Genomic DNA, 17,052 nt, shown 5'->3' on the forward strand with positions numbered 1-17,052 from the left:
GCCCCTACGAAATGGTGAAGGGGAACAGCAGGTTGCCCAGATTACCGGCGGTGACGTCCAGGTAGATGCCGAACACGTTCACGTGGATGATATACGGCAGCAAAATAGCCACGATCATGAAAATCGGAAACGCGTACTGCTGCACCTTGTAGTACTTAGGCAACCACTTCACGGGCATGAAGAATGCGAAGATGGAGCTGCCATCGAGCGGCGGGATGGGCAGCAGGTTGAAGAACATAAGATACAGGTTGATCAGCGCGAACATGGGCAGGAACATCAGGTAGAAGTAGAAGAACGCCTGGCTTTGCACCACCCACTGCGCAACGGGGGCGAACCCGTAGAGCACCCACGCGACCACACCCGCCAGCACGGCGAGCAACAGATTGGCGGCGGGACCGGCCAAACCCACGATCAGGTCGCCCTTGCGCGGGTCCTTGAAGTACGCGGGGTTGTATGGCACCGGCTTGGCATAGCCGAACACGGGCATGTTCATGGCCATGAGCAAAAACGGCATGATAACGGTGCCGAACGGGTCGATATGCGCAAGCGGGTTGAACGACAGGCGCCCCGCGCGCTTAGCGGTGGGATCGCCCAGTTTCCAGGCAGCAAAGCCGTGCGCCATCTCGTGCAACACGATGGCGGGAACAAAGCTCAAGATGGAGCAGATGAGATAAGGAAGCTGTGTAGTCATAATCGCATTATTATAACGCCACAAGCGCCAACGCGAAACCAATAACCGACCTGAAACCTATTCGTAATGCCAATAGGCACAAGCAAGCTCGATAGACACAGCGCCGTTCTTCAACCGAACGCAAAGCGGGCGGGCGACCTTGGTGGCCGCCCGCCCGCTGGAAAGCGCTATCGTCTATCGCAAGCTTACGCGTTCTCGCGCTCGAACTTGTCCATGAACTGGACCAGCGCCTCGACGCCGGCCTTGGGCATGGCGTTGTAGATGCTGGCGCGCATGCCGCCGACGCTGCGATGGCCCTTGATGTTCTCGATGCCCGCGACCTTTGCCTCGGCGATGAACTTGGCGTCCAGCTCGGGGTTGCCCGTGACGAACGGCACGTTCATGAGCGAGCGGAACTCCTTCTTCGCCGTGCCGCTGAACAGCTTGGACTGATCCAGGTAGTCGTAGAGGATAGCGGCCTTCTCCTCGTTGAGCTTCTGCATGGCCTCAAGGCCGCCCAGGCCCTTGAGCCACTGGAACACCTTGCCGCACATGTAGATGCCGTAGCACGGCGGGGTGTTGGACAGGCTGCCGGCGTCGGCCTGCGTCTTGTAGCGCATGATGGTGGGCGTGAAGGGCAGCACGTCCTCGCGGATCAGGTCGTCGCGCACGATGACGATGACCACGCCGGCCGGGCCGACGTTCTTCTGCACGCCGCCGTAGATCAGGCCGTACTTCGACACGTCCATGGGCTCGGAGAGGAACATGCTGGAAACGTCGGAGACCAGCGGGATGTCGCCGGTTTCGGGCAGCTTGGTGTAACGGTTGCCGTAGACGGTCTCGTTCTGGCAGATGTAGACGTAATCGGCATCGGGGCTGAACGTGAGGCCGTCGACGTCGGGCACGTAGGTGAAGTTCTCGTCCTCGGAGCTGGCGATGCAGCGGGCGTCGCCGTAGAGCTTGGCCTCCTTGAAGGCCTTCTTCGACCAGTTGCCCGACACGATGTAGTCGGCAACCTTGTTCTGCATGAGGTTCATGGGGATGGCCGCGAACTGCTGCGTGGCGCCGCCCTGCAGGAACAGCACACGGTAGTTGTCGGGGATGTTCATGAGGTCGCGGATATCCTGCTCAGCGGTCTCGATGATGCCCTTGAACGCGGCGGAGCGGTGCGACATCTCCATCACGGACATGCCAGTGCCCTGATAATCGAGCATTTCCGCGGCGGCGGAGGACAGCACCTCCTCGGGGAGCACCGCCGGACCGGCCGAGAAATTGTACACGCGAGCCATGCTGAACCTCCTTGGGTTGACGAATGGATGCAGCGCGCCCGCGATTCGCGGGTTGGCGCCGAACGCGGAGCGCAAGCGCGTTCCGCATCGGTCCAGTATGGGCCTTTCGCATGTTGAACCTACCGGCGATACGGGTTTTAAGGGCAAACGGCGAAGGCGCTCCGCGGGCGGCGGATGCGGGCACGTGTGCGGCTGGCGCGCGAAAGCCGGCGATTGACGCGCGGACCGGCCGCCGGATACGCCTGGCGAAGCCGCAGCTGACGGCAGACGCGCCCGTTGCCCGCCGCCGGCGCGCGAGCCGGCGGATGGAGAAACGATGGGAACTTTACAGCTGTCAAGTCAGCTGTAAAGTTTTGCGGCATACTGCAGCGTCAAATAACCGCACGGAAGCATGGAGCGAACATGAGCGAGCAGGTCATCGAAAACAACGCAGGGCAAACCGGCACAGGCGCGCAAGCGTCCGACGCAGCCGGGTCCATCGCGGCGCTCACCCAGGAGATCGCGCAGCTGAAAGAGCAGCGCGACGCCGTGATCTTGGCGCACTATTACGTGCCGCCCGAGGTGCAGGCCGCGGCCGACTACGTCGGCGACAGCTTCGCCCTGGCGAAACTTGCCGTCGACCTGCCGCAGCAGACCATCGTGCTGTGCGGCGTCGAGTTCATGGGCGAATCGGCGAAGCTGCTCAATCCGGACAAAACGGTGCTTCTGCCCGAACCCGCCGCCGACTGCCCCATGGCGCATATGATCAGCAAGCCCGACATCGACCGCGTGCGCGCCGAATACGGCGACGACCTGGCCGTCGTGTGCTACGTCAACTCCACCGCCGAGGCGAAGACCTGGTCCGACGTGTGCGTGACCTCCTCGAACGCCGTGAAGATCTGCAGCAACCTGCCGCAGCGCAACATCCTGTTCATCCCCGACATGAACCTGGGCCGCTACGTGGCAAGCCAGCTTCCCGACAAGCACGTCATCCTGAACAAGGGCTATTGCCCGCGCCACGTGACCATCAGCGTGGAGCAGATCATCGACCTGGAGGAAGCTCACCCCAACGCCGAGGTCATGGCGCACCCCGAGTGCCCGGCCGACGTGCTGGCCGAGGCCGATTACATCGGGTCGACGAAGGGCATGATCGAGCACGCCGCCGCGTCGGACGCGCAGGAGTTCATCGTGTGCACCGTGGTCGGCATCATCCGCGAGCTGGAGCTGCGCACCCAGGGCACGGGCAAGCGCTTCCACTTCCCCGCCACCACGCCGCGCTGCGAGAACATGGACCTGGTCACGCTGCCGAAGCTGGCAGCATGCCTGCGCAACCCCGCCCCGTACGAGGTGCACGTGGGCGACAACCTGGCCCCCGCGGCGTGCCTGACGCTCGAACGCATGCTGGAGTACGCGGCAAAATAGGCGGCGAAGATGAGCGAAAAGAACGAATTAGCTGGCGAAATGGGTGCTGCACCTGCGGAAACGGTGATAGCGGATACGGCTCGCGCGCATTCTGTCGCACCTGCGGAAACAATGGCTTCCGCTGCAGCTCGCACGCACATCGATGACGCACGCGAGTCAGCCGGTGACCGATTACAACCGGAGTGCTACGGCGCAGCCGAGGCGCGCGACATCGCCTGCGACGTGGTCATCGTCGGCTGCGGCGTGGCGGGCTTGTACTGCACGCTCAACCTTCCCTCCACGCTTTCCGTGGTGATGCTGGCGAAGACGACCGTGGACGAATGCGATTCCATGCTGGCGCAAGGCGGCATCTGCGTGCAGCACGACGACGCCGACTACGCGCCGTTTTTCGAGGACACCCTGCGCGCGGGCCATTACGAGAACCGCTGCGAGAGCGTGGATTTGATGATCCGCGCAAGCCGCAGCATCATCTCCGACCTAGTGAAACGCGGCGTGGACTTCGAGCGCGACCAGGCGGGCAACCTACGCTACACCCGCGAAGGCGCGCACAGCCGCCCGCGCATCTGCTTCCACAGCGACATCACCGGCGACGAGATAACCTCCACGCTGCTTGCTTGCGTGCGCGAACTGCCCAACGTCCGCATCCTGGAACACACCTGCATGGACGACATCCTGGTCACGCAGGAAGATGGCGAGGGCCGCCAGCCGCAGACGCGTTGCTGCGGCGTGGTCGCACACACGGCAGACGGGGCGCAACTGCGCATCTTCGCGGATCAGACGCTTTGGGCCTGCGGCGGCATCGGCGGCACGTACCCGCGCTCCACCAACTTCCCCAGCCTTACCGGCGACGCGTGCGCCATCGCCGAGCGCCACGGCATCGCCCTCGAGCACATGGACTACGTGCAGATCCACCCCACTTCCCTGTACTCGACGCGGCCGGGCCGTGCGTTTCTGGTTTCGGAATCGTGCCGTGGCGAAGGGGCCGTGCTGCTCGACGCTAACGGGAATCGCTTCACCGACGAGCTGCAACCGCGCGACGTGGTAAGCGCGGCCATATACCGGCAGATGGCTGCAGAAGGCTCGGATTACGTGCGCCTTTCTTTCGTCAACATGCCGAAAGACGAGATCACAGGACACTTCAAGAATATCTACAAGCGCTGCCTGGAGGAAGGATTCGACATCACGCGCGAGCCCATCCCCGTCGTACCTGCACAACATTACTTCATGGGCGGCGTGCGGGTTGACCGCAACAGCGCTACGGACCTGTCGGGGCTGTACGCCGCCGGCGAGACCAGCTGCAACGGCGTGCACGGGAAGAACCGCCTGGCCAGCAACTCGCTGCTTGAGTCGCTCGTGTTCGCCCAGCGTGCGGCGTGGGACATGTGCCGCAAGCTGGGCGTGGAAGCGCCCGTCGCGCAAACCTATCCCGAGCAGCCCTGCGGCGCCGACGCGCAGGCGTACAAGCGCCTCTGCGCCGAAGCCGAGCGCAAAACCCGCGAAAGCGCAGCGCACGACGGACCGCAAACCGCAACGCAAACCAGGCCGCAAACCTGCACGCAAAACGCAGTACACGACGAGCCGCAAACCTGCGCGCAAAACGCCGGGCAAAGCGCGCTGCGAACCGAGCCCCACAACGCTGGGCAACCCGGTTCGCAAACCGAAGCGCAAACCTGCCCGCAAATCCCTCCCCCGTCCGACACCGATCGCACCGCAAGCTCCAAGGAGGTCGTTTGCGCATGAATCCCATCACGCTGACAACCGTGGCCGAACCGCTTATCCGCCAGGCGCTGGCCGAGGACATCACCAACGAGGACGTTTCCACCGCCTCCATCATGCCCGATGCACGCCCCGCCGCCGTGGACCTGATCGCGAAGGCCGACGGCGTGCTGTGCGGCCTCGACGTGTTCGAGCGCACGTTCGCCATCCTTGACCCCGAAACCCGCATCCAGCGCTTCGCCGCAGACGGCGACGACGTTTGCGCAGGCCAGACGCTTGCGACAGTAACCGGCGACGTGCGCGTGCTGCTGTCGGGCGAGCGCGTGGCCCTGAACTACCTGCAGCGCATGAGCGGCATCGCCACCTACACGCACCGCGTGGCTGCGCTCCTCGAGGGCAGCACCACCCAGCTGGTGGACACGCGCAAAACCACGCCGAACATGCGCGTGTTCGAGAAGGAGGCCGTCAGGTGCGGCGGCGGACGCAACCACCGCTACAACCTTTCCGACGGGGTGCTGCTGAAGGACAACCACATCGCCGCCGCAGGCGGCGTGCGCGAAGCCATCGAGGCAGCGCGCGCCCACGCCCCGTTCGTGCGCGAGATCGAGGTGGAGTGCGAAAAGTTCGCGCAGGTCGAGGAGGCGATCGCTGCCGGGGCGGACATCATCATGCTCGACAACATGGACCACGACGCGATGGCGGCGGCCGTCGCGTTCATCGACGGGCGCGCGAAGACCGAGTGCTCCGGCAACATCGACGCGCACAACGTGCAGGCCATCGCCGACCTGGGCATCGACTTCGTGTCCAGCGGCGCGCTCACCCACTCGGCGCCTATCCTGGATGTGTCCATGAAGCACCTGCGCATGCTGGACGGCAAAACCGATAACACCGCGACTGCTAACGGCAACGCACCGGTCACCGACGTACACCGGGAAAGCGAGCAGTAGCCATGACAAAAGCCGAGGCCAGACGCGCATCGCTGCTCGATGCGCTCCGATCAGCCGATGCACCGGTATCCGGCGGTCAGCTTGCGAACACCCTTAACGTCAGCCGGCAGATCATCGTGCAGGACATCGCGCTGCTGCGCAAGGCAGGCGCAAGCATCGTGGCAACCACGAAGGGCTACGTGCTGGCTGATGCCGCGCAAACCGCAGCTCAAAACGCAACGCAAACCATGGCGCAAAACGCCGCGGAGCAACCGGCCGTGCACCTTGACGAGCCAGCCCGCACGTTCAAGCTGCACCACGAGGTCGAGCAAACCAGGGACGAACTGCAGACCATCGTCGCACTCGGCGGGCGCGTGCACAACGTGTCCATCAGCCATCGCGCCTACGGTCGCATCACCGCGCCTTTGGAGATCGCCAACCAGGCGGATATCGAACGGTTCATCAACGATATCGAAAGCGGGAAATCCTCGCCGCTGAGCACTGCCACCTCGGGATACCACTATCACCTGGTGTCGGCGCCAAACAACGAGGCCCTCGAAGCCATCGGCCGGGCGCTCGCGGACAAGGGCTTCCTAGCCCCGCTGCTCCCCCACGAACAGGAGGGATAAGGAATTATTCCCAGCTTTCCGGCATGCCCTCGATAAGCATGAACCGGGTCGACCCGGCAAGAACCAGCTCGTCGCCGGCGTGCACCTCGACCGGCTCCGCGCATGCGGAAGCACCCGAGCGCGCCGGCTCAACCACCGTCTCGGAGCCGTCTTCGCCGCTGATCAGCACGGTGCCGTTGGAGCTTCCCAAGCCCTGCACGCACCACCGGCCCGCTTCGTTGCACCAGACGCGCAGATGATGGCCCGACACGTCGGGCTCCACGTCGTTGATGTCGTCAGGCCCCAGGGCCAGCGCGCCGATCTCCACGCCGTCGGAAAGCGGCTGCACCCAGTGCAAGCCCCCGGAAACCAGGCCTCCCACCATGCGCAACAGGCCCAGCGCCTGCGCCTGTTCGCGCGGATCCGCGGACGCCGTGCCAGGCTGCTCACCTTGGTCCATGACGGCTGCGGGGACGGTTTCCAGCCTTCCGCCATGCACCGTCTTCACGTAATCGAGCACGTAAGCGCACGCACGCTTCACGTTCGCGCTGCACCCCGCCGCCACGAACAGCACCATGGCCAGCTCGGCGCGTTCCTCAACGCTATAGCCCACGCCGCGAGCCAGGCGCTCCAGCACATTGCGATACAGCGCCAGGTCCTGATGGCACTCGCGCAGCGCCTGCTCCATTAGCGCGCCGCCCTGGTTCGTGACCAGCGATAACGTCTCCTCAGCCGACAGGCCCTTCCCGTCGCGGGAGCGCAGGCGCGCCGAAACGCGAAGCGCCGCCACGCCCCAATCGCAAAAGTAGCGGTCCTGCAATGAGCCCACGGGGGCGTGCACGATGAAGCGCGAAACCCATGTACGGTCGTCGCAACGCGACAGCGGGCTTTTGCCATCGGCAAGCGGACGGCCGGACAGCACCAGGCGCGCCAGGTCCTTGTGGCTGATGCCGCCATAGCGCTTCATGGTCTCGAACAGGGCGCCGCACGGCGTCAACTCCGTTGCCATCAGCCTCACGCTCCTTCGCTCATATCGTCATCCGCAGCTTCGCTCCCGCCGGCGAAGCGGGCTTTTGCGCTCGAAACCCCACCCGCGGGATCGTCAATCTCGTACTCGGGTTGCGAATCGTCGTCGCGATCCGGGTTTTGCACATCGGCGGAAACCCCGGGCTCACCTGCATTGCGCCCGTCTGCGGCCCGCAAACTGCAAACCTGCCGCGCTTCGCCGTTCCCGGCCTCGCTTGCAAGGACCGGCGCTGCCACGCTCGGAAGCACGGCAGAGTCGTCGGAAACCCCTGACGGCAACGCGCGACGGCGAATCATCTGGGGCAACGCCGCATTCAGCGCGAAATCGGCCACCATGATGCACCAGCCCGCCGCCGCTGCGGCCACCAACGCCATGGAAAGCAAGTGCTGCTGCGCCGCCGCCTCGAAGCGCATGTCGGCAAGCACCTGCCACAGGGCCGCGAACGTTACCGCAAGGCCCGCCGTGCCGCGCAAAAAGCCCGCTATGGTGCGCGAACCGCCAAAGCGCAACGATAGCCCCACCAACGCGGGGAACAGCGCCGCAACGGCCACTGCAGCCCCGGGAACACCGCCGGACCAGGCAAAACCCACCGCATCAAGCGACGCCTGCGCCCCGTTGGCAAGCACGGCCGCCGAGACCGCAACCCCCGCCAATGCCGCCGCCGCGACGCCCTTGCACGCCATACGCACATGAGCCAGCGTGGAATCGGCCACATCGAGCGCCGACGCGGCAAACCCGCCGGGCACGCACGGCACCAGCGGGCGACCGCAAAACGACCGCTCCACGTTGTCGGCGTAGTGGATGGAGAACGACGACAGCGCATCGCGGACCGCCGCGGCGTCAGGGCGATCGGATTGCCCGCGAGCCAGGCAATCGCCCAACACGATACCCAGCTGCTCATCCACAAAGGACAGCGCCTCGGCAGCCTCCGACACCCCCATCGGCGCAGACAGCTTGTCCTGCGCGTGCTGCACCGCAACCGCCACCTCGGGTTCGCGGGCAAGCGCCTCGAGCAGCTCGTCGGCTCGGGCGTGCGCCATCACCGCAGCCGGCGCGGGAGCGGCCATCTTCGCGCGATACGGCGAAACCGGCGCCCCATCTTCCCCAACCGCATGCAGGTCGTAAGGGACGCGCCCGCACGCCAGCTGGTACACCACGCTAGCCGCGGCGTACGCGTCGATCGCCGGCGATTTACGCAGCTCGGCCAGGCCCGGGATGTCGTCGCTGAGCATCTCGGGCGGCGCGAAATCGGCCGTGGCGCCGCGGAACACCGCGTTCTCGCTGGTGAACGACGTGGAGCGCAGCTCCGACTCGGCCGACGAGCCGAAGTCGATGAGGTACAGGTCGAACACACCCTCGTCCACCTGCTGCTCCAAGGACAGCCGCGAGGTGCGCACCATAACGTTGCGCGGGCTGATGTCGCGGTGTACGAACCCGCCTTCCACATACCCCATGCGCGCCACCAGGTCGAACAGGTCGCGGCCCAGGCGCGCCGCCACCAGCGGGCTCACACGGCCGCAACCGTCGACGGCAAGCTGCCGCCGCACGCGGTCCAAGGTGATGCCCTCAACCCATTCCATGACGATGCACGGCACCCCGTCAACGGTGCCCCGGCCATACAGACGGGGGAAGCCCTTCAGCCCCGACAGCAGGATATGGCACTCGTATTCGCGTTCGAACGCGGAACGCGAGGCGCGCATGCGGCGCTCATGATCATCCTCGGTTTCGCCATCGCGGCGATGCGGAAGCGAAAGCAGCTTGAGCGCCAGGTGCTCGCCCTGCGCGTTGCGCGCATGCTCCACGCGGCCCGTGCCGCCGCGATGGGCCTGCCCCTGCGACACGAACAACGTGACGAAACGACGCACGTAGGACGGCCGATCGGCATCGGAAAGCGAAAGCGGCGCGCTGAAATCCGCCACACGCACCAGGCGCATGCCCTGAACGGCGCCCGACGAGGCGAGCACGCCGCCCTTGTCCAGATGCCCGCTCATAACCTGATGCTCGCTAACGTCTCGTTCAGATGCGCCGCCGCAATGCTGTTGCCGGAGGCATCCTGATCAGCGCGAACGGGTTCCATCCAGCGATCAACCCCTTCCGCCGGGTTCTCGTATGCCAAGTTCAACCCCCACGCGTCGTAAATGACGGAGAGGTACTGGTCCAACGCGATATACGCACGCTGGAGGTTGCCCTTTTGCTCCAGCCAGCGCGAGCCATCGGCGAACGCGTCAGAATTGCGCAGCAGCAGGAAGTCGGTGAGCGTTTGGCTGTCGATGGCCGCACACTCGTTGTAATCGCTTTGGCGAAGGGGGCGACGTGCTCATGCAGTCGTTGTTGAACGCGGCCACGGCGTTGTTCAAGCGCGTAACATAATCGTTCACGCGGGCCTGATGATCGACCAGCACGGCATACGCCGCCGCCTCCTGCTCGGCCGTTGGGCCGGCAGGCGCAGGCGCGGAACCGGAGCCGCCGGCGCTTTCCGAACCCGAGCCCGAACCGCTCGCGTCGTCCGACGCGCTGCCCGAACCGCCGGAGCCGGAGCCGCCCGAGCCGGAACCGGAGCCGGACGCGGAACCGCTTCCCGCAGATCCCGAGCCCGCCTGCGACGAGCCTCCGGAAGCCGCGGAGCCCGACGCGGAACCAGACCCCGACGCAGCCGAGGCGCCAGCGATCTGCTGAACACGGGTGAACGACGAATCCACCGAAGAAGCCGCAGATGCCCCGGTCAGCGACGCAACGCCCAGCATGCCGGAGCTCGAGCCAATGCCCAAAGCAGCCGCGGCATCGGGCGCAGCGGCATCGGTCTTCGACCCTTCGACCGTCAAGGGACCCACTGCGCGCGTCGAGTTCGCAGGGCCTGCCTGGACCTCGCGCATCTGGCCGTCAAGCCACAGCGCGGACTCCAGCGGGATCACCACCGCGCCGGGCTTGTCGCCGGCAACCACGGCGGGGATTGCAGACACGTAACCGCCTACGCACGCAACCATCAGGGCGAACGACGCTGCCGAAAGCGCCATCATGGGACGGGTGATTCCGGGCTTCCACCGCAGCCTGCGCGCGCGGCGCGCAGGGCGATCGGTTGCGGCGAACGTGGGCGTGGGGCTAGGGGAAGGGCTGACGGCGCGGCCAGCGGGCGTAGGCTGCTCAGCGGGCGCCTGAGGGCGCGCCGTGTCAGCGGCAGCCAAATCCGTCGCATCATCGATGGCCAAGTCCGCCGCGTCGCCGGCGGCCAGGTCCGACGTATCATCGACGGCCGAATCCGACGTATCATCGATTGCCAAGTCTGCCGTATCGTCGGTGACCAAGTCCGTCGCGTCGCCAGCCGCCAAATCCGCGGCATCGTTGGTGGCCAGATCCGCCGTATCGCGCTCGTCGTCGTGCGCGTTCTGCTCCGTCATCGCCTTCCCTCCTTTCCCCGTTCGTCTCAAAAGTCGCCGTTATGCCAGACCGGGCCAGTTTTGCTGGCGCAAAGCCTCGTAAGCGGCTATTGCAACCGAATTGCTTAAGTTTAAGCTACGCATGCCATCGCGCATGGGGATGCGCACGCAGGCGGACTCGAAGCGCTGCATAACGGCCTCGTCGAGCCCACGACTTTCGCGCCCGAACACCAGCCAGGCGTCCGGACCGTACGAAACATCGGCGAAGCTGCGCTGCACGTGCCCCGTGAACAGGTGCAGCTCATCGGCGGCATGGGCCTCGAAGAACTCGTCGGCGCACGACCAGCGCACGATGTCGACATCGTCCCAGTAGTCGCACCCCGCGCGCGCAAGGTTGCGCTGCGTGACGGCGAAACCCATGGGCTCCACCAGATGCAACCGCGCGCCGATGCACGCGCACGTGCGTGCCACGTTCCCCGTGTTCTGGGGGATCTCAGGCTCCACCAACACGATGTTCAGCATCCTTGCAACCTTTCGTTCGAACGATCCGATTTTTCGCGAACCGGCGGTCTCCCGCAGAGACGCGCCTGCCCATGCAGATGCTTTCCCACCAACGCGCACCCGCCGTTTCAGGCTTTTGGAAAACCACGGCGCGCCGGTGCCCGCGCTTCCCGCCGCTGTGCACCCGCCGTTTCAAGCCCACAGACGCCACGACTCCAAATGACCGAGCCCCGACAACACCGAGCGCCGCCAGACGCGCAATCGCACGCCCGGCGAAGCCCCTACACGCCCATGGCCTCGGCCTGCTTGGCCATCTCCTCTTCGAGCTCTTCATTGAGCATGAACCACTCCTCCTCGGCAGCGGCGATACGCTGCTTGAGCTTGGAGTGCTCGGCAACGGCGTCCGAGGACGCATCCTCGTTGATGTAGAAGTCGGGGTCGGCCATCTTCGCCAAAAGCTCCTCCATGCGGGCGTTATCGCGCTCCATCTGCTTGTCGAGCTCGGCAATGCGCTTGCGGTGGTTCTTCAGCGCAGCGTAGGCGCGGTTGCGCGCCTCGGCCTCGCGGCGCTTCTGCTCCTTGGTCTTCGGCGAGCTGCCGCGCTTGGCCGTCAGCTCACCCGTAGCGGCAGGCGCAGGCGAAGCGGGCGAAGAAGGCGCGGAAGAGGCGCTCTTCGACGCCTTCCCCTTCCCCGACCCGCCCTTGCCGGCAGGTTTGCGCTCCATCAGCTCATCGACCAGCGACTCGTCGGTGGGCTCGGGCCCGTCGAGCTGGCCGGACTTGAACAGGTAGTAGTCGTAATCGCCGTCGTAGACGGTGACCTTGCCGGGTTTCACCTCCACGATGCGGTTCGCGACGCTGCGGATGAGGTGGCGGTCGTGCGTGATGAGCAGGATGGTGCCCTCGAAGCGGTTGAGCGCCTGCTCAAGCACGTCGGCGCTGGCGATGTCCAGGTGGTTGGTGGGCTCGTCAAGGCACAGCAGCGGCTTGGGCGCCACGAGCATCTTCGCCAACGCCAGGCGGCCCTTCTCGCCACCGGAGAGCACGCTGACCTTCTTCTCAACGGCATCGCCTTCGAACAGGAAGGCGCCGAGCAGGCTGCGCACCTGGCTGATATTCCAACCCGGCGCCACGTGATCGAGCTCCTCGAACACGGTATTGCCCGCGTGCAGCTCCTCCAGCTGGTGCTGCGCATAGTACGTCAGCGCCACGTGCACGCCGTAGTCGATAGTGCCGGCGTCGGGCTTCATGACGCCCGCGATCATCTTCATAAGCGTGGATTTGCCCGCGCCGTTGGGGCCCACAAGCGCCACCTTGTCGCCGCGGTACATGGTGAAGTCGAAGTTGTCGTAGACGCGCTTGTCGCCGAAGGCCTTCACCAGGCCGCGGCAGCGCACCACCTCGTCGCCGGTGCGCGGCGGCTGCACGAAGTTGAAGTGGATGGGCTTCTTCTCCTCGGGAATCTCGATGAGCTCCTCTTTCAGGCGCTCCAGGCGCTGCGCGCGCTCCTGGGCCTGGCGGGCCTTGGTGGCCTTGTAGCGGAAACGCTCGACGAAGTCCTCCAGGTGCTTCATCTCCTCAAGCTGCTTGGTGCGCTGCTGGCGCAGGCGCTCGATGCGCTCCTCGCGCGCCTTGAGGTACGCGGAATAGTTGCCTTTGTACAGGTTGACGCGGCCGTTGGCCACCTCGGCCACACGGTCGATCATATTGTCCATGAACTCGCGGTCGTGGCTGACCACGATAACGGTGCCCTCGTAGCCGCGCAAAAAGCCCTCGAGCCACTTCACCGACTCAAGGTCCAGGTGGTTTGTGGGCTCGTCGAGCATGAGCACCTCGGGATTGCGGACCAGCAGCTTGGCCAGCGCGATGCGCATCTGCCAGCCGCCGGAGAAGTTCGTGGTGGCCTGCTTGATGTCGCCTTCCTTGAATCCCAGGCCGAACAGCACGCCGCGGACCTTGGCCTCGATGGTGTAGCCGCCCAGCATCTCGTAGGCGTCGCGCGCACGGCCGGCTGCGGCAAGCTGGCGCTCGGTGGGGTTGTCGCCCAGCGACTCCTCCAGCTCGCGCAGGCGCTGCTCGGCTTCCAGGATTTCCACCTGCGAGGACATGACCTCCTCGAAGATGGGGCGATCGGGCATCTCGATGGCTTCCTGCTCCAGGTAGCCCACACGGGCGCCCTTTGCGAACAGGATGCGGCCCTCGTCGGCGTCCTCGCGGCCGCTGATGATGTTGAGCATGGTGGTTTTACCGGCGCCGTTGGGGCCTACGAGCGCCAGGCGGTCGTATTCCTCCAGCTTGAACGTGACGTCGGAGAACAGCGTGCGCCCGCCGAACGACTTCGACAGATGCTCAACCTGCATGATCATGGTGCGACAACTCCTTTAGCGCTAAAACGAACCTACGCGAAGGGAGCGGGCAGCCGACACCGAGAAATGAACGCAAAAACGGATACCCTCGCAGAGAGGAAAATCAGCACGCCCCCGCAGTAGGGGAAAACGGACGCCCCGCAGACGAGGGAATCCGTTCAAGGGAACCCTCTCGGAAATCCGTCCAAGAGAATCCTCTCAAGCTGATCCGTTTAAGGCGATTCGTCCAAGCTGATCCGTTTAAGGCGGATTAGCTTGAGGGAACCCGTTCAACAAAAAAAGAACCGCCAACTTGCGCTGGCGGTTCTTGGAGCTTCATGGCTCCCCGGGTAGGATTCGAACCTACAACCCTCCGGTTAACAGCCGGATGCTCTGCCGTTGAGCTACCGAGGAATTTCTTCGGTGCGCTTCGTTTCCTTGGCGCAAGAAAGTATTATAGACATTTCAATTTTCGGCGCAACCCCCTTTTTCAAAAATTTTTTCAGCAGCCGATTCCAGGGGCTTGAGGCTTGATTCGCAACCTCATCCGAACACTTCGATTTCGTTATCGAACTCAGCCGGACATGTATGGCTCGGGTGAACAAGGAATAAGACGGAAGCTTTTCGCCGAATCATGGCTGAGAATGCGAGTTTTCCAAATGGTCGAGGGTGGTTTCGGGTAGAGGATGCTGCCGGAACGACGATGTGCGTTGTTTATTACGGGATTGTATGCGTTCGCTACAACCACGAAAAAAGATCGCTGTCTAACTTTCGGAAAACTCGCATTTCAAGACGCGACAGCGGAGAAACCTTCCTGAACAGCAGGAATGAGCCCCAGATCTTTCACGCCCGCCGCCAAGCGCCGCGTTCTAGTAAATCCCGAACGCGTTCCACAGCAGCACGTTCGCGCCGATCATCAGCACGAGCGACCCGAACATGAAGTACAGCGCGATGCGGTACACCGACACCGTCTGCCCCGCCACAGCGGCCGACGCCACCGCATGCGCGCCCGCCTGCTGCACGGGCACCTGCGCATGGGCGCCCAACTGCGTGGTCCATCCCTTCGACAGCGGCTCGCTCGAGCGCACCTGCAAAAGCTCCAAAAACGACAGCGCCGCCGCAAGGGCGAAGTACAGCCCGAAGTCGCAAATGTAGCGCATAAGGATGCCGGCGCCCTGCAAGTCGAAGATGCACAGCACCACCGCCACGCACACCGCGCAGATCCACAGCGGCATGAGGCCCTTCGCCTTCAGGCCGTGGCGAACGCGCGGCAGCGCCAGCAGCACAAGCGTCATCGGGTACAGGAAGAAATAGCCGCCGAACATGGGCTCGTAGATGGTGACGCCCTGATATGCCGGGTCCATGTAGGTCTGGTGCATGAACGGGAACTGGCTGCCCAGCGCCGGAGGCTGGAACAGGTACGCGTACAGGCCGAACGGGATGCGGTCGGCGTGGAACCCGCGATGCGTCATGTCGTTGGTGGTGAGGTTGTAGTTCGCGCCGAAGTCGAGCGGACTGCCGAAGCGCGCTAAGTTGTACACCATGACCGCTGCGGCGACCACCAGAAACGGCGTGAGCGCGGCGCGGAAGGCGCCTAGGCAGGCGCGTCGCGCCTGGGCGTTGCCGCGGGCGTCGCGCAAAAACGGCCAGAACAGCACCAGCCCGAACACGGCGGCAAGCACCATCTGCGGGCGCGCAGCAAGCGTCAGCGCGATGAGCGCCGCACCGGCCACCACACGCCTGCGATCTATGAAACCGCCCGTGGTGCCCGACACCCACAGCCCCAAACCCCAGCTGATCAGGGCCAGGCCCATTGCCTCGGGCAGGAAGTACATGCTGGGCGTGCGCGCCAAAATCAGCCCGCCGCCGGCCACGAACATCATGATATCGAGCACAAGCAGCACGCCGATCGACGTGCGAGGGAACCATCGGCGCGAAACGCGCGTGAGCAGGTACGCGACGCCCGCCACATACGCGCAGTCGCAGATGGCGACGCCGAGCCACGTGGGAAACCCGGTTCCCGTGAGCAACAGCCACGGGACGTAGAACACCAAACACGGCAGCACTCCGAAGTACACGTAGTATTTCCCCTGATAGTACGCGTGATCCCACAGGTAAGGCACGCCGGCCGAATCGCGCGCCGCGGTGTCGTAGGGGTTGTCCATGGCCTGCAGCGCGGCCGAGGGCACGTCGTCAAGGTAGAAGTGCCCCTGAAGCAGCGCCTGGGCGAGCTTCTGGTACTGGAACTGGTTCTCCGTGCTGGCGGTGTGCGTGATGGACAGGAAGTGCGTATTGGACATGACCAGGATGAAGATGACGACGCACTGCACGGCCACCAACCCGATGACCATCCAGCCCTGGCGCGTGATGCGGCCGTCGAACACGCGGCTGAACAGGACCGACTGAGGACGGACAGCGTACAGCACCAGCAGCACCGCCAGAATGCAGGCGAAACGCAGCGGGTCGATGTCGAGCGGCACCTGCTGGTTCAGCCCGATTCCCGTCACGGTCACCGGGCCCACGTCGGCCAGGTTCGTGATCGAGACGTAGATGGAATGGCAGTCGCCCGCCGGGTCCAAGCTGATATAAGTGCTCGCAGCGTCCTTCGGGTCGACCGAGACCGCAGGCAGCTGATAGTAGTTCGCGTTGCCTTCGTCCTGCAGATACATGACCACCTGCAGCTTGCTGTCGGTGGCCTTAGCCGCCGCGGCAGGGTCGTTAAGCTGAGGGGTGAAATGGATGCTGCGAACGGTGTCGTCAAGGCCCGTGATCTCGAAGTAGTTCGCGGACGAATCGAGCGTCAGCGCGCCTTCGGTTCCTGCCGCGACGCCGTTGACCAGGTACGTCCCCACCTGCGGGTACGTCATGGACGTGAAGAAGGCCAGGTTGAAGCCGAACACCTCAATGAGCACGGCGATCAGCACGCAGACAACAAGGCCGGCGAAACGCTTGAGCGGGCTGACGTAGGCGCCAGCAGAGCCGGCGAAGCCCATGTCGCAGGTTTCGGAAGGCGAAGCCCAGCCCTGCTGCGGGCGCACGGCGCCGTGACGGCCGTGGCGCGCATACGCAGGCTGCGCCGAGTTGCCGGCGTGAGCGCCGGCGGCAGCCGAGCCGCCCGGCATGCGCGTAGTCCCCGACCCGCCGCGCGACCAGCGACTATAGGGAGTGTTGCCGGGCTGCGCGGATTGCCCGCCG

General features: G+C 64.7%; 12 protein-coding genes and 1 tRNA gene. 4 read left to right on the forward strand and 9 right to left on the reverse strand.

Annotated features, from left to right (window positions below; all coding sequences use genetic code 11):
* Positions 1-4: 4 nt before the first annotated feature.
* Together SFHG_RS07980 and serC are read right to left on the reverse strand one after the other, a co-directional pair.
* Positions 5-691: a site-2 protease family protein gene (locus SFHG_RS07980; protein ID WP_042436021.1), complete on the reverse strand. Its 687-nt coding sequence runs from the start codon at positions 689-691 to the stop codon at positions 5-7.
* A gap of 185 nt (positions 692-876) precedes the next feature.
* The gene (serC, locus tag SFHG_RS07985) at positions 877-1,959 is read right to left on the reverse strand and encodes a 3-phosphoserine/phosphohydroxythreonine transaminase (RefSeq protein ID WP_042436024.1); all 1,083 of its coding nucleotides are present in this window, start codon (positions 1,957-1,959) and stop codon (positions 877-879) included.
* Between the two features lie 402 nt (positions 1,960-2,361).
* On the opposite strand from serC, the gene nadA reads away from it, so the two are divergent.
* Genes nadA through SFHG_RS08005 form a run of 4 tightly spaced genes read left to right on the forward strand, consistent with a single transcriptional unit; the run spans position 2,362 to position 6,631 of the window.
* Complete coding sequence (gene nadA, locus SFHG_RS07990; protein ID WP_081469021.1) at positions 2,362-3,360, forward strand: quinolinate synthase NadA; 999 nt, start codon at positions 2,362-2,364, stop codon at positions 3,358-3,360.
* A gap of 9 nt (positions 3,361-3,369) precedes the next feature.
* Positions 3,370-5,100: an L-aspartate oxidase gene (locus SFHG_RS07995; protein ID WP_238318309.1), complete on the forward strand. Its 1,731-nt coding sequence runs from the start codon at positions 3,370-3,372 to the stop codon at positions 5,098-5,100.
* Positions 5,097-6,023: a carboxylating nicotinate-nucleotide diphosphorylase gene (nadC, locus tag SFHG_RS08000; RefSeq protein WP_081469022.1), complete on the forward strand. Its 927-nt coding sequence runs from the start codon at positions 5,097-5,099 to the stop codon at positions 6,021-6,023. The genes SFHG_RS07995 and nadC overlap by 4 nt, the downstream gene beginning before the upstream one ends.
* A 2-nt stretch (positions 6,024-6,025) precedes the next feature.
* On the forward strand, positions 6,026-6,631 hold the full coding sequence (locus tag SFHG_RS08005; RefSeq protein ID WP_042436027.1) for a transcription repressor NadR: 606 nt from the start codon (positions 6,026-6,028) through the stop codon (positions 6,629-6,631).
* A gap of 4 nt (positions 6,632-6,635) precedes the next feature.
* On the opposite strand, the gene SFHG_RS08010 is transcribed toward SFHG_RS08005, so the two are convergent.
* The 7 genes from SFHG_RS08010 to SFHG_RS08040 all read right to left on the reverse strand — a co-directional run.
* Positions 6,636-7,619, reverse strand: coding sequence for an FHA domain-containing protein (locus tag SFHG_RS08010; protein ID WP_042436029.1), 984 nt, complete (start codon positions 7,617-7,619; stop codon positions 6,636-6,638).
* A gap of 5 nt (positions 7,620-7,624) precedes the next feature.
* Complete coding sequence (locus SFHG_RS08015; protein WP_042436030.1) at positions 7,625-9,628, reverse strand: protein kinase domain-containing protein; 2,004 nt, start codon at positions 9,626-9,628, stop codon at positions 7,625-7,627.
* A gap of 234 nt (positions 9,629-9,862) precedes the next feature.
* Entirely contained in the window at positions 9,863-11,032 is a 1,170-nt protein-coding gene (locus SFHG_RS10180; RefSeq protein ID WP_052297874.1) for a hypothetical protein, read from the reverse strand.
* Between the two features lie 39 nt (positions 11,033-11,071).
* The gene (locus SFHG_RS08025) at positions 11,072-11,533 is read right to left on the reverse strand and encodes a tRNA (cytidine(34)-2'-O)-methyltransferase (RefSeq protein WP_081469023.1); all 462 of its coding nucleotides are present in this window, start codon (positions 11,531-11,533) and stop codon (positions 11,072-11,074) included.
* A 260-nt stretch (positions 11,534-11,793) separates the two neighbouring features.
* Positions 11,794-13,878: a ribosomal protection-like ABC-F family protein gene (gene abc-f, locus SFHG_RS08030; RefSeq protein ID WP_042436032.1), complete on the reverse strand. Its 2,085-nt coding sequence runs from the start codon at positions 13,876-13,878 to the stop codon at positions 11,794-11,796.
* Between the two features lie 318 nt (positions 13,879-14,196).
* Positions 14,197-14,271: transfer RNA gene (locus SFHG_RS08035), tRNA-Asn, on the reverse strand.
* A gap of 455 nt (positions 14,272-14,726) precedes the next feature.
* On the reverse strand, positions 14,727-17,052 hold a 2,326-nt coding region (locus SFHG_RS08040; RefSeq protein ID WP_162096573.1), incomplete at its 5' end, for a hypothetical protein.

It is taken from the genome of Senegalimassilia anaerobia JC110 (assembly GCF_000236865.1).
Classification (GTDB): Bacteria; Actinomycetota; Coriobacteriia; order Coriobacteriales; family Eggerthellaceae; genus Senegalimassilia; species Senegalimassilia anaerobia.

Coding starts and splice junctions, on each gene's coding strand:
- SFHG_RS10180 (WP_052297874.1), bottom strand. CDS start 11,032: ATGACGGAGCAGAACGCGCACGACGACGAGCGCGATACGGCGGATCTG.
- SFHG_RS08010 (WP_042436029.1), bottom strand. CDS start 7,619: ATGGCAACGGAGTTGACGCCGTGCGGCGCCCTGTTCGAGACCATGAAG.
- nadC (WP_081469022.1), top strand. CDS start 5,097: ATGAATCCCATCACGCTGACAACCGTGGCCGAACCGCTTATCCGCCAG.
- abc-f (WP_042436032.1), bottom strand. CDS start 13,878: ATGATCATGCAGGTTGAGCATCTGTCGAAGTCGTTCGGCGGGCGCACG.
- SFHG_RS08025 (WP_081469023.1), bottom strand. CDS start 11,533: ATGCTGAACATCGTGTTGGTGGAGCCTGAGATCCCCCAGAACACGGGG.
- nadA (WP_081469021.1), top strand. CDS start 2,362: ATGAGCGAGCAGGTCATCGAAAACAACGCAGGGCAAACCGGCACAGGC.
- SFHG_RS08015 (WP_042436030.1), bottom strand. CDS start 9,628: ATGAGCGGGCATCTGGACAAGGGCGGCGTGCTCGCCTCGTCGGGCGCC.
- SFHG_RS08005 (WP_042436027.1), top strand. CDS start 6,026: ATGACAAAAGCCGAGGCCAGACGCGCATCGCTGCTCGATGCGCTCCGA.
- SFHG_RS07980 (WP_042436021.1), bottom strand. CDS start 691: ATGACTACACAGCTTCCTTATCTCATCTGCTCCATCTTGAGCTTTGTT.
- SFHG_RS07995 (WP_238318309.1), top strand. CDS start 3,370: ATGAGCGAAAAGAACGAATTAGCTGGCGAAATGGGTGCTGCACCTGCG.
- serC (WP_042436024.1), bottom strand. CDS start 1,959: ATGGCTCGCGTGTACAATTTCTCGGCCGGTCCGGCGGTGCTCCCCGAG.